Source organism: Streptomyces sp. NPDC026092 (genome assembly GCF_040638605.1).
In the GTDB taxonomy this organism is placed as follows: domain Bacteria; phylum Actinomycetota; class Actinomycetes; order Streptomycetales; family Streptomycetaceae; genus Streptomyces.
The window spans coordinates 57376-69418 of sequence record NZ_JBEZYN010000012.1; the positions used below are offsets into that span (position 1 = coordinate 57376).

At 74.1% G+C, this 12043-nt stretch carries 12 protein-coding genes; 6 read left to right on the plus strand and 6 right to left on the minus strand.

All coding sequences use genetic code 11. The features are described from left to right. Positions 1 to 12 precede the first annotated feature (12 nt). Together AB0F56_RS20675 and AB0F56_RS20680 are read right to left on the minus strand one after the other, a co-directional pair. The gene (locus AB0F56_RS20675) at positions 13 to 1410 is read right to left on the minus strand and encodes a HAMP domain-containing sensor histidine kinase (protein WP_362011612.1); all 1398 of its coding nucleotides are present in this window, start codon (positions 1408 to 1410) and stop codon (positions 13 to 15) included. Beyond that, positions 1407 to 2108 carry a response regulator transcription factor gene (locus tag AB0F56_RS20680; protein ID WP_362011615.1) on the minus strand — a complete coding sequence of 234 codons (702 nt, stop codon included), beginning with the start codon at positions 2106 to 2108 and terminating at the stop codon, positions 1407 to 1409. The genes AB0F56_RS20675 and AB0F56_RS20680 overlap by 4 nt, the downstream gene beginning before the upstream one ends. A 111-nt stretch (positions 2109 to 2219) precedes the next feature. Between AB0F56_RS20680 and AB0F56_RS20685 the strand changes: the two genes are divergently transcribed. Beyond that, positions 2220 to 2726 carry a hypothetical protein gene (locus AB0F56_RS20685; RefSeq protein ID WP_362011618.1) on the plus strand — a complete coding sequence of 169 codons (507 nt, stop codon included), beginning with the start codon at positions 2220 to 2222 and terminating at the stop codon, positions 2724 to 2726. Between the two features lie 6 nt (positions 2727 to 2732). On the opposite strand, the gene AB0F56_RS20690 is transcribed toward AB0F56_RS20685, so the two are convergent. Then, positions 2733 to 3599 carry a fused MFS/spermidine synthase gene (locus AB0F56_RS20690; protein ID WP_362011621.1) on the minus strand — a complete coding sequence of 289 codons (867 nt, stop codon included), beginning with the start codon at positions 3597 to 3599 and terminating at the stop codon, positions 2733 to 2735. Positions 3600 to 3654: 55 nt separating this feature from the next. Then, a complete protein-coding gene (locus AB0F56_RS20695) occupies positions 3655 to 4092 on the minus strand; it encodes a hypothetical protein (RefSeq protein WP_362011624.1) in 438 nt (145 codons plus the stop codon). 222 nt (positions 4093 to 4314) lie between these two features. Here AB0F56_RS20695 and AB0F56_RS20700 point away from each other — a divergent pair, with 222 nt between their 5' ends. Beyond that, positions 4315 to 5607 carry a tetratricopeptide repeat protein gene (locus AB0F56_RS20700; protein WP_362011627.1) on the plus strand — a complete coding sequence of 431 codons (1293 nt, stop codon included), beginning with the start codon at positions 4315 to 4317 and terminating at the stop codon, positions 5605 to 5607. A 21-nt stretch (positions 5608 to 5628) separates the two neighbouring features. On the opposite strand, the gene AB0F56_RS20705 is transcribed toward AB0F56_RS20700, so the two are convergent. Next, the gene (locus AB0F56_RS20705) at positions 5629 to 6222 is read right to left on the minus strand and encodes a histidine phosphatase family protein (RefSeq protein WP_362011630.1); all 594 of its coding nucleotides are present in this window, start codon (positions 6220 to 6222) and stop codon (positions 5629 to 5631) included. Positions 6223 to 6363: 141 nt separating this feature from the next. Between AB0F56_RS20705 and AB0F56_RS20710 the strand changes: the two genes are divergently transcribed. From AB0F56_RS20710 to AB0F56_RS20720, 3 genes are read left to right on the plus strand one after another with little or no spacing between them, the layout of a single operon-like run. Next, positions 6364 to 7503 (plus strand): hypothetical protein, encoded by a 1140-nt coding sequence (locus AB0F56_RS20710; protein ID WP_362011633.1) that lies wholly within the window; start codon positions 6364 to 6366, stop codon positions 7501 to 7503. Next, entirely contained in the window at positions 7494 to 9083 is a 1590-nt protein-coding gene (locus AB0F56_RS20715) for a hypothetical protein (protein ID WP_362011636.1), read from the plus strand. The genes AB0F56_RS20710 and AB0F56_RS20715 overlap by 10 nt, the downstream gene beginning before the upstream one ends. Positions 9084 to 9088: 5 nt before the next feature. After that, positions 9089 to 10426, plus strand: a complete 1338-nt coding sequence (locus AB0F56_RS20720; RefSeq protein WP_362011983.1) for an AAA family ATPase — start codon at positions 9089 to 9091, stop codon at positions 10424 to 10426. 318 nt (positions 10427 to 10744) lie between these two features. On the opposite strand, the gene AB0F56_RS20725 is transcribed toward AB0F56_RS20720, so the two are convergent. Next, positions 10745 to 11323 carry a peroxiredoxin-like family protein gene (locus AB0F56_RS20725; protein WP_362011639.1) on the minus strand — a complete coding sequence of 193 codons (579 nt, stop codon included), beginning with the start codon at positions 11321 to 11323 and terminating at the stop codon, positions 10745 to 10747. A 98-nt stretch (positions 11324 to 11421) separates the two neighbouring features. Between AB0F56_RS20725 and AB0F56_RS20730 the strand changes: the two genes are divergently transcribed. Further along, on the plus strand, positions 11422 to 12036 hold the full coding sequence (locus AB0F56_RS20730) for a TetR/AcrR family transcriptional regulator C-terminal domain-containing protein (protein WP_362011642.1): 615 nt from the start codon (positions 11422 to 11424) through the stop codon (positions 12034 to 12036). Positions 12037 to 12043 lie beyond the last annotated feature (7 nt).

Here is a 12043-nt window from a genome sequence, read left to right on the forward strand (position 1 = left end):
GGGACCTGCCCCTCACCGAGCGCGCTGCGCGGGCGCCTTCTTGCGGCGGCCCCGCTGGCCGCGCCGGCCGCCCGTGTCGCCGGAGCGGCGCCCGTCCAGACCGATCCAGATCCGGACCTCCGTACCGCCGAGCACCGAGTGCCCGATGGCGACGTCTCCGCCGGTGGCCTCCGCCATCTGCCGGACGATGTCCAGGCCGAGACCGGTCGAGCCGTCCCGCCGGCCGCTGTTGCCGCGCGTCAGCGCGGCGGCCGGGTCGGCGATGCCGGGCCCCGCGTCGGAGACGAGCACGATGACGGCGTCGTCGCCGTTGTGGACGTCCACCGAGAACGCCGTCCCCTCCGGGGTGTGCCGGAAGACGTTGCCGAGCAGCGCGTCGAGCGCGGCGACGAGTTCGGGCCGGGCGACCGGGATGCGGACCGGCCGGTCGACGCCCGCGACCCGTACCTTGCGGCCCTCGTCCTCGGCGAGCGCGGACCAGAAGTCCATCCGGTCCCGTACGACCTCGGAGGCGTCGCAGCCCGCGCCGGGACCGGTCGCCTGGGTCTGCGGCTTGGCCTCCCGCGCCGTACGGATGATGGTGTCGACCTCGCGCTCCAACTGCTCGACCGCCGCCCGGGTCTGGTCGGCCGCGGGCCCCGAGCCGAGCGAGGCGGCGTTGAGACGGAGCACGGTCAGCGGGGTCCGCAGCCGGTGGGACAGGTCGGCGGCCAGCTCGCGCTCGTTGGCGAGGAGCTGGACGACCTGGTCGGCCATGGAGTTGAAGGCGATCGCGGCCGACTTCAGCTCCGGCGGCCCCTCTTCGGGGACCCGCGCGCCGAGCTTGCCCTCGCCCAGGTCGTGGGCGGCGCCCGCGAGCCGCTGCGCGGGCTGGACCATCCGTACGCCCAGCCGGTCGGCGACCGCGACCGAACCCACGATCAGGCCGATGCCGACACCGGCGAGCACGAGCCAGGCGGTGGTGACGCCGTTGGTGGCCTCGCCCTCGGGGACGAAGAGTTCGACCACGGCGACCTGGCCGGTGGAGAGCGCCGTCGGCTGGAGCAGTACCGAGCCGCCCTCCACGTCGGCGATGGTGGCCCGGCCCAGCTCCCGGGTGGTCCGCAGGTCCTCCTCCGTGGCCCGCCGGGTGCCGATCTCCAGCGCCTCGGCGCCCGGTTCGTCGCCGGCCGGGACATGGACGGCCATCCGCCCGGCGGCGCCGTCCTCGGTGGTGGCCACGGCCCGGTCGAGCTCGTCGCGATCGGTGGTGATGGCGAGCACGGGCGCGAGCCCGGCGGCGCGCCGCTCGGCGTTGGAGAAGGCCCGGTCGTTGGCCATCTCCTTGACGACGAGAGCGAGCGGTACGGCGAAGGCGATGACGACCATGGCCGTGACGGCCAGCGACACCTTGACGAGTGCCCATCTCACGGCTGCTGCTCCCGCGGCGGTTCGAGCTTCACGCCCACCCCGCGCAGGGTGTGCAGATAGCGGGGCCGGGCGGCCGTTTCGCCCAACTTCCGCCGCAGCCACGACAAATGTACGTCGATGGTCTGGTCGTCCCCGTACGACTGCTGCCACACCTCGGCGAGCAGCTCCTTGCGCGGCACGACCACACCGGGCCGGCCCGCCAGGAAGGCCAGCAGGTCGAACTCCCGCCGGGTCAGGTCGAGCCCGGCCCCGTCGAGCTCCGCCTGCCGGCGCAGCGGGTCGATGGAGAGACCGCCGACCTGGATCACCCGCGACGGCGGGACCTCGCCCGCCGCCGCGCGCGAGCGCCGCAGCACGGCGGCCATCCGCGCGGACAGGTGCTCCACCGAGAAGGGCTTGGTCAGGTAGTCGTCGGCGCCGTCGTTGAGCAGCCGGACGATCTCCGCCTCGTCGTCCCGCGCGGTCGCGATGATCACCGGCACATCGGTGATGCCGCGGAGCATCTTCAGCGCCTCGGACCCGTCCAGATCGGGCAGTCCGAGGTCCAGGATGACCACGTCGAAACGGAAATGGGCGACCTCGCGCAGCGCCTCCAGGGCCGTTCCGACGCTCCGTACGGTGTGGGAGGCCTCGGTCAGATGCCGGATGAGGGCGGAGCGCACGAACTGGTCGTCCTCGACCACGAGCACACTTGCCATGGCCCGCACCGTACGCCATACGGGCGAACCCGAGGCAAGGTCCACCCTCTGGGACGGCCGTCGCCTCGGTGGTGCAGTATGGCCCGGATGCATAGAGGACTTGTTCACGCGATGGCGTGGTCGCTCGCCACGGGCGCGGCGGTCACTCTGTCCTGGTGGGGCGTCCACACGGTACTGGCCGGTACGGTCTACGACCCGCCGCGCGCCCTCCCGATTCCGGCCGGGACCACCGACGACGCGACCCGTGCCTCGTCCACGCACGCTCCGGGCCCCACCGCCTCCGCGACCCCGTCGGCGGACCCGTCCACGAAGCCGCCGTCCTCGGCCCCGGCGACCCCCTCACACAAGCCCACCACGCCCTCCGAGCCGCCCACCACGAAGCCGCCGCAGGGCGGCGGAAGCGTGAAGCCCTACGCGGTGGACGGCGGCCAGGTCGTCTTCGACCTCGGCGAGACCTCGGCGGAGCTGGTCTCGGCCAGGCCGAACTCGGGCTGGCAGATGCAGGTGTGGAAGCAACCCACCTGGATCCGGGTCACGTTCACCAAGGACGGCCGCGAGCTGTCGGTCTTCTGCGTCTGGCACGACACCGCGCCCCGCGTGGAGATCGAGGACCGCTGACGCGCTTTACCGGAAGACCGACGCCGGCGGTACGGGCGAGGGCTTGGCGCTCGCGTCGGTGACCGGGCTCGCGCCCCCGGTGAAGTCGGCGAGCTCCCGGCCGTGTTCGACCCGGCCGGGGTGCGGGTCGGTCGCCACCCGGCGGGTCAGCTCGGCGACGGGCAGCTCCCGGTCGGAGGCGAGGAGCACGGCGTTGCCGAAGCGGCGGCCGCGCAGCACGGTCGGGTCGGCGGTCAGGGCGAGTTCGGGGAAGACGGTGGCGGCCGTCGCGATCTGGCCGCGCAGATGGGCCAGCGGCGGGCCGTCGGCGAGGTTCGCCGCGTAGAAGCCGCCCGGCCTGAGGGCCCGGCGGACCTCGCCGAGGAACTCGGCGGTGGTCAGGTGCGCGGGGGTACGTGCGCCGCTGAAGACGTCGGCGATGATCAGGTCCGCCCAGCCGTCCTGCACCTTGGCGAGCCCGGCGCGGGCGTCGGTGGAGCGGACCCGGATGCGGGCGGCCGCGTCGAGGGGCAGCTCACGGCGGACGAGCTGGACCAGCGAGCCGTCGAGCTCGACGATCTGCTGGGTGGAGCGGGGCCGGGTGGCGGCGATGTAGCGGGCGAGCGTGAAGGCCCCGCCGCCGAGGTGGACGACCTGGAGGGGCCGGTTCGGCGGGGCGGCGAGGTCGGCGATGTGGCCGAGGCGCCGCTGGTACTCGAAGGAGAGATGGGCCGGGTCGTCGAGGTCGACGTGCGACTGCGGGGCGCCGTCGATGAGCAGCGTCCAGCCGCGGGGCCGCTCCCGGTCGGGTATGAGCTCCGCGAGACCGCCGTCGACGGTCTCGACGACGGCGACGGCCGCGGCCGCTCGTTCACGCTGCTTGTTCCTTGCCACGTGCTCCATTATCGGCACGCACGCCAGGTCCCCGCCCGACGAGGCTCGGGGCCTGTCAGTGGCAGCCGTCGGCGGCCTCGATCAGGCGGGCGGCCTGGCCGAGGGCCTCGCGGAGCACCGCCGGGTCGGTGACCTCGCCGGAGTCCCCGGGCGGCAGCAGCCAGCCGGCCGGGCGCGGGGCGTCGCCGGCGGGCTCGGGGAGCTCCGGAAGTTCGGGGATCCGCAGGCCCCGGCCCGAGGTCTGCGTACACGCGCTGCCCGGCATGTCCCAGGCGGCCGCAGTGCCGGGCGGCACGAGGAAGCCGAGGGTGTCGCAGGCGCCGTCGTGCAGCACGGGGCCGACGACCGGGGTCCCGCCGCGACGGAGGATGTCCACGGCTTCCAGGCCCTGGCGGACCGGGACGGTCACCAGGTCGCAGGGGGCGGTGCACGGGGCACTGGCGTCCGGGGTGGGTGCGTGCAGTGCGGTCGACTGCGATCCGATCTCCAACATGGGACCCCTCCTCGCTCCTGAGAAGACACGTTCCGTCTCTCCACATGGTTCAACGCCCGTGTGCGTCAACGGCTACGGCGGCACGCCGCCGCAAAGGATGGCAGTTCATGGCAGATCGCGAGCGAGATATCCGATTTATGGCAAAACCCTGCGTGAGCACCCGGTCACAGCAGGTACGTTTTGCCCCGCCGGAACACCGGCAGCACAGGAGAGGGCTCGGCCATGGCGGTGTCAGGGGCAGTTCCCAATCTCGCCTTCCGCCGGCTCCGCGGACAGCACTCGCCGGCGGAGTTCGCCGCGACGGTCCGCCGGGCGGCACGGGAGATCGGCGAGCAGGTCGCGTGCGACGCCCGCTACATCGGGCGCGTGGAGGCGGGTGAGATCCGCTGTCCCAACTACGCGTACGAGCGGGTGTTCCTGCACATGTTCCCCGGCCTCTCCCTGGCGGACCTGGGCTTCTCGGCCCGGGAGGCGGTACGCGGCAGAAGGCCGGCCGCCGTCCCGGCCGGGGCACCGCCAGGACCCGCCCTCACCACCCGTAACGATGAGGAGAGCGACGTGCTGCGTCGCGCGTTCATGACGAGCGGCACCGCCACGGTGGCGGCCGTCTCGATGGGATTCGGCGGCACGGCCGTCGCGATCCCCGCCCCTCGCGGGGCCCACAGGATCGGCGAGGCCGAGGTCCGCGCCGTCGAGGACGCCGTACGGCAGATCCGGCTGCTCGACGACCGGCATGGCGCCGAGGGTCTGTACAAGGCCGCCGCCCAGCCGCTGCGCGCGGCGTACGCCCTGCTCGACGCGGGCACGACGGCCCGCCGCTCCACCGAGGACCGGCTGCACGCGGGCGCGGGCGAACTCGCGATCTCCGTGGGCTGGCTCGCCCACGACTCGGGCCGCATCGACGACGCCCGCTCGCACTACGCGGAGGCGCTGGCCACCGCGCGCGTGGCGGGCGATCCCGCCCTGGAGGCGCACGCCTTCTGCAACACGTCGTTCCTGGCCAGGGACGCGGGACGGTACCGGGAGGCGGTCCGGGCCGCACAGGCCGGGCTGCGGGCGGCGCAGCCGCTGGCCTCCGCCCGGCTGCTCGCCCTCCTCTCCCTTCGGGAGGCGGGGGCCTGGGCCGCGCTCGGCGACCGGTCGGCCTGCGAGCAGGCCCTCGGCCGCGCGCACGGCCACTTCGCCAAGGGGCCGGGCGACCGGGACCCCGAGTGGATGTCGTTCTTCGGCGAACCGGAGCTGGAGGCGCAGGAGGCCCGCTGCTGGGCGGCGCTCGGCGACTGGGGCCGGGCGGCCCGCCACGCCCACCGGGCGACCGTTCTGCAGAACCCTCACTTCGCCCGCAACCTGGCCCTCTACCGCGCCCAGCTGGCCAGCAACCTGGCCCACGCGGGCCGCCGCGACGAGGCGTCGGCGGAGGCCCGGCGCGTGGTGGACTCCCTGGGCGACGTCCAGTCCTCCCGCATCCGCCGCCTCCTCACGGAGACGAGCCAGGTCCTGGCGGCGGCCCGCTGAACGCCCTTCCGCCGGGGCGGGCTACTCCATGTGGCCCGTGTCGTTCCAGCGCTCCACGGCCGGCTCGCCGTAGGCCCAGCCGAGGATCGACAGGCTCGTCGGGTCGAGGCGGATCCGGGCGCCGAAGGAGATGTCCTGGCCCAGCCAGCGCGCGCCGAGCGTCCGCAGGATGTGCCCGTGCGCGAAGACCAGGACGTCCCGGTCCTCCGACCGCACCCACTCCACGACCTCGTCGGCCCGGGCCGAGACCTGCGCCAGGCTCTCCCCGTCCGGCACGGCGTCCCGCCACAGCAGCCAGCCGGGCTGACGCTCGTGGATCTGCGCCGGGGTGAGCCCCTCGTACGCGCCGTAGTCCCACTCCATCAGCGCGTCCCAGTCCTGGGCCCGCTCGCCGAAGCCCGCGAGGTCGCAGGTCTCCCGGGCGCGCACCAGGGGGCTCGTACGGATCTCCACGTTCGGCAGGCCGTTCCAGACCCCCCGGTGCAGCCGCTCGCCGAGCAGCTTCGCGCCGCGGCGGCCCTCTTCGAGGAGCGGGATGTCCGTCCTGCCGGTGTGGCGGCCGGACAGCGACCATTCGGTCTGCCCGTGCCGGGCGAGCAGGATGCGCGGTGCCATGAAGGCTCCCTGAATGTTCGACGGAGCGATGTCCCCCCATCATCTCCCACCTGAATTCGCGGTGGCCTGCGGGCCGCCCCTCACCTGCGGTTCGCGGAGAACGGCGGTCGGATGTCAGTGGCGGATGGGAGACTTCCGCGGGTGAGCGATTCCCTCGACGGCGGAGCCTCTGTTCCTCCGCAGACGACACGACAGCCGCGGGTGTGGGAGCGGCTCGCCGAGCTGCGCGGGCCGGCCGTGGTGCCGCGCCCGCTGGACGCGCGCGCCCTTGCGGCGCTCGCCGCCAACCCCGGCTGCCGGCGGCGCGCCCTGCTCGACGGCGCGGGGGTGGACAAGACCGCGCTCGCGTCGAAGCTCGGCTCTCCGGCCGCGTTCGGGCAGTCGCAGTTCGCGTTCATGCGGGGGAACGCCTTCGAGGCGAAGGTCAAGGCGGACGGCGGACGCGAGCTGCTGCGGCTGCTCGGCATCGAAGAGCCCGGCGCCGTCCAGGTCCCGGACCTGACGGCGGCAGGTCCCCAGGGCCGCGCCGCCCGCACCGCCCTCGCGCTGCGCGAGGCGACCTCCGCCGGGGTGTGGTCGCTGCTCGACCACCCGATGCTGGCCCTGGAGGTGGCGGGCTCCCCCGCCTATCTGGAGCCCGACGCCGTCGTGGTGCACCCCGACGGCCGGTGGACGGTCGTCGAGATCAAGTCCTTCCCGATGATCGACGGTTCGGCGGACGCGTCCAAGGTGGGCGCGGCGGCCCGCCAGTCCGCGGTGTACGTCCTGGCCCTGGAGCGGGTCGCGGCGGTGACCGAGGGCGCGGAGGTGGCCCCGCACGTCCTCCTCGTCTGCCCGAAGGACTTCTCCAACCTGCCGACGGCCTCGGTCGTCGACGTGCGCAAGCAGCTGTCGGTGACCCGCCGTCAGCTGACCCGGCTCACCCGGATCGAGGACATCGCGGCCGCGCTGCCGGAGGGCGTCACCTTCGACGTGGAGAGCTGCTCGGCGGAGCAGCTGGCGGAGGCCGTGGAGTCCGTCCCGCACGCGTACGCCCCCGAGTGCCTCTCCGCGTGCGAGCTGGCCTTCCACTGCCGCGACCGGGCCCGGCACGCGGGAGCGGTGGAGACCCTGGGCCGTTCGGTACGGGGCGAGTTGGGCAGCCTGACGACGGTCGGCGCGGTCCTGGCGGCGGCCCGAGGCGAGGCGGGCGACGCGGACGACCCGACGGTCGAGGCCCTGCGCAGGGCGCAGGCGCTTCGCGCCGAGGCGCTGGCGGCGGGAGGCTCCTCATGTCGCTGATCTCCACCCTCGCCCGGCTCGAGGCCGTCGAGGCCGGTCGGGCGCAGCCGTTGGCCACGGTGCGGCACCGGCACGTGTCGGAGCGGCCGCTGGTCCTCGTACCACTGACGACCGCGGGCGAGGCGGGCGCGCCGCTCGGCGCGCTCGTCGGGACGGACCGCGAGGAGCCCCGGCTGCTCGTCGTCGCGCAGCCGCGCGACCGTGACCTGCGGTTCGCGTTCCTCGCGGACCTGGCCGAGGAAGTCCTGCCGTACATCGACTCGTTCACGGACGTCGTCGAGGCGGCCGAGCGGAACGAGACCGACCCGGAGACGGGCAAGAAGGTCAAGGTCGAGGTCGACCTGTGCGCGGACGCGCCGCAGCTGGTCGTGCCGAGCCGGGCGGGCATCGAGTACGTACGGCTCCTCGGGCGGTCGATGCGGTTCCGGCGGACGGCGGAGCAGGACCCGGAGACGCCGTTCCCCGCGCCGCCGCGCGTGCCGCTGCTCGGCCGCTGGCTGACCCACCTCGGCGAACGGGCCCGCGTACCGGGCTCCTCGCTGCTGCTGTCCGCGACGGACCTGCTGAACCGGCATTGGGCGACGGGCCAGTCCTCCCTGGAGGACCAGCACCTGGGCGCGCTCCTGGCCTGGATCGATCCGTACGGCGACGAGTCGGGCGCCGAAGCCGCGCTCCGTGCCGAGCTCGGCCGGGACCGGGACGGGCAGTTGCTCTGCCCGCCCGCGGGGCCCGCGACCGACCCGGACTTCGACAACCGGCTGCTCGCGCCCGCGATCGAGCGCTTCGACCGGGCCCGGCAGGCGCTGGCCTCCGCCGAGGACGGCGAGAGCGCCGACGAGCGGCTCGCCGAACTGCACCGCGCCGAGCGGGAGATCCGCCGGCTGATCGTCTCCCAGCTGAAGCCGACCTGGGAGGCGGTGTGGCGCGCGCTCGACCTGGTGCGGGAGCTGCCGGAGGGCGCGCGGGTGCCGGACCGGTGGACCCGCGACCGCTGGTCGTTCACCGGCCACCGCGACCGCGTGGTCGCCGGTGAGCCGCCGCAGCCCCGCCGCGACGACGCGGTGACGGCGGCGCAGAAGCTGGCCGCGCGTGAGTCGGCGCAGGGCCAGCTGGAGGCGCAGGAGGCGTTGGACGATCCGCTGGTGCTCGCGGGGCGGCGGCTGTCGGGCGAGGCGTTCGTCGCGGAGGTGGTGGAGGTGACGATGGCCTGGTCGGAGTCGAAGCGCCCCTCGCCGCGCCCGCTCCTGACGGTCCGCACGGACGACCGGCCGCACCTGGGCGCGGGGGTCAAGGTGTTCCGCTCGCTCGAAGGCAAGCCGCAGACGGCGGAGTTCGTACGGCATGAGGAGGACGGCTCGCTCGTGCTGCGGGTGACCGACCGGATGGGCCGGTCGAAGGAGCCTGCCGAGGGGTCGGTGCCGGAGAAGGGCGAGCGGATCGCCTGGACGCTCTTCGAGCACGACCAGCGGGTGGGCGCGAAGCTGCCCGACCCGGAGGAGACACCCTGGACGCACGGCGGCCCTCCGCGCTCGGACGCCGCCGAACTGCCCGACGCCGCGACGCCGGAGGACCTGCTGTGACCCGCTTGACCCCCGACGTCTTCGACCCTTCGGCGGAGGCCGCGAAGGCCACCGCCGGCATCCTGGCCGACACCCTGCACGGGACCGCCCGGGGCGTCGTCGTGGACTCCCCGCCGGGCGCGGGCAAGTCGACGCTCGTGGTCCGCGCCGCGCTGGAACTGGCCGACGCGGGGCGCCCGTTGATGGTGGTCGCGCAGACGAACGCCCAGGTGGACGACCTGGTCCTGCGGCTCGCGGAGAAGCAGCCGGACCTGGACGTGGGGCGGCTGCACTCGAACGACAGCGATCCGTACGACAAGGCGCTCGACGGCCTGGAGAACGTACGGAAGTCGGCGAAGGCGGGGGAGCTGGCGGGGCTGCCGGTGACGATCTCGACGGCCGCGAAGTGGGCGCACGTGAAGAACGTCGAGCCGTGGGCGCACGCGATCGTGGACGAGGCGTACCAGATGCGCTCGGACGCGCTGCTCGCGGTGGCGGGGCTCTTCGAGCGGGCGCTGTTCGTGGGCGACCCGGGCCAGTTGGACCCGTTCTCGGTGGTGGGCGCGGAGCAGTGGGCGGGCCTGTCGTACGACCCGTCGGCGTCCGCGGTCTCCACGCTCCTGGCGCACAACCCGGAGCTGCCGCAGCACCGGCTGCCGGTGTCCTGGCGGCTGCCCGCGTCGGCGGCGCCGCTGGTGTCCGACGCGTTCTACCCGTACACCCGGTTCCGCAGCGGTACGGACCACGGTGACCGGCGCCTGACGTTCGGGGTGCCGTCGGACGGCTCGGGCCCCGACCGGGTCCTGGACGAGGCGGCGGAGTCGGGCTGGGGCCTGCTCGAACTGCCGGCCCGGCACACTCCGCGCACGGACCCGGAGGCGATCCGGGCGGTCGCGCTGGTGGTGCGGCGGCTCCTGGACCGGGGCGGCGCGGCGGTGAGCGAGCGGGGGCCGGAGCCGGTGCCGCTGACCCCGGACCGGGTCGCGGTCGGCACGGCCCACCGCGACCAGGCGGCGGCGGTCCGCGCGGCCCTCGCGGAGCTGGGCGTCGCGGGCGTGACCGTGGACACGGCGAACCGTCTCCAGGGCCGCGAGTACGACGTGACGGTCGTCCTCCACCCGCTGTCGGGCCGCCCGGACGCCACGGCCTTCCACCTGGAGACCGGCCGCCTGTGCGTCCTGGCCTCCCGCCACCGCCACGCCTGCATCGTCGTCTGCCGCGCAGGCGTCGCCGACCTCCTGGACGACCACCCGTCGACAGAACCGGTCCAGCTGGGCGTCACGGTCAAATTCCCGGACGGCTGGGAGGCGATGATGTCCACGTGGGACTTCTGGTCCAACCACCGTGTCTCGTGGCGGCCGTAGGTTCATCAAGTCCGGGATACGCCAGCCGGCCACGGCGTCCCGTCCTGCTCGCATGAAATGCCCCCGACCAGCCCGCTCGGTCAGCTGGTCGTACGTAGCATCGAACGATCTCTTCAGTCGGCTGCGATCCTGACCCGATCGAGCCGGTCTCGAGGCACAGCACAGCCGACGTACAGGACAGCCCTCAGGCGCTCAAGATGCCTGTAGAGCGTGGGATTCCTTGAAGATTTTCAAAGCCTCAAGATTCCACGCTTCTTCGTCGCTCGGTTCAACCGATCCAGCCAGAGCGCAACTGGCCCTCTCGAAGACGCCCTGAGGTCAGCGTTTCGTCGCGGTGCGCCTCGTCGTGGTGGCCAGGGTGAGGAGTTCGTCGAGGGGCCACTGGTCGTCGGCGTGGACGCCGTACTTCACGGCGGCCACGCGGCCGTCGGCGCCGATCAGGAAGTCGGCGGGGAGGCCGAAGCGTCCGCCCCGCGGCCTCAGGCGCGGCGGGCGCTGACGGCCGCGCAGGATGTCTCCGGTACCGAGGGCGATCGCCCGCGCCACGGGCGCCAAGGCTCGCGGCGAGAACAGTGAGCGGGGCGAGAACTCGACCCCGAAGGCCTCGTAGAGCCGTTTGCCGGGGTCGGCGACGACCGGGAACGGCAGGCCGTCCAGGTGCGGGTGGAGTTCCTCCGGCGGGGAGTGGAAGACCACGACCTCGCGGATCCCGGCCGCCTCGATCTCCTCGTACCGGCGGACGAAGGACCGCAGGTGGAGGTGGCAGATCGGGCAGCCGGCGAAGCGCCGGAACTGGAGATGGACCAGCCGCTCGGGGTCGGGGTCCGGAACGGCGACCGGAGGGCCGAGGACCGGGTCGAGCGTGCTGACGGGAACGCGGGCGCCAGGTGCGAGCACGGGTGAAACCTCCTTGTAGGCGCGCGGCCGTCGCCCTGAAACCGTAGGCGTACGGCGTACTCCTAACACCATAGGCGTAGGGCGTACGCTGTCAACCCATGCCGCGCCCCCGCTCCCTCACCCCGGACCACCTGGCCGCCGCCGCCCTCGCCGTCATCGACCGCGACGGGCTCCCCGGCCTCTCGATGCGCACCGTCGCCAAGGAGCTCGGGATGAGCACCATGGGGCTCTACCGGTACGTCGCCGACCGCGACGAACTGGAGGGCCTCGTCGCCGAACGCGTCCTGAGCTCCGTCGACCCGACCCCGCCCCCCGCGGGACCGCCCTGGCGGGACCGGGTCGTCGTCATGGTCGCCCGGCTCCGCACGAGCGCGATCGAGCACCCGGCCGCCGTCCCGCTGACCCTCAGCCACCGGCACCGGCTGCCCGGTCTGCTGCGCTGGTCGGAGTCGGTCCTCGGGCTCCTCGCCGAGGCGGGCATCGAGGGCGAGCGGCGGGTCGTCGCCCTGCGCGGACTCGTCGCGTACGTCGTCGGCGCCATCCAGCTCGAACACCTCGGCTCCCTCGCCGGCGCGGGCACGAGCACCATCGCCGAGCTGCCGCACGAGCACTTCCCGTTCATGACCGAGGCGGCCCGGGACGCGCCCGGGGTCGACGCCGAACATGAGTTCTTCGGCGGGCTCGCGGTGTACCTGGGCGGCCTCGACGGCTGAGCGCCCG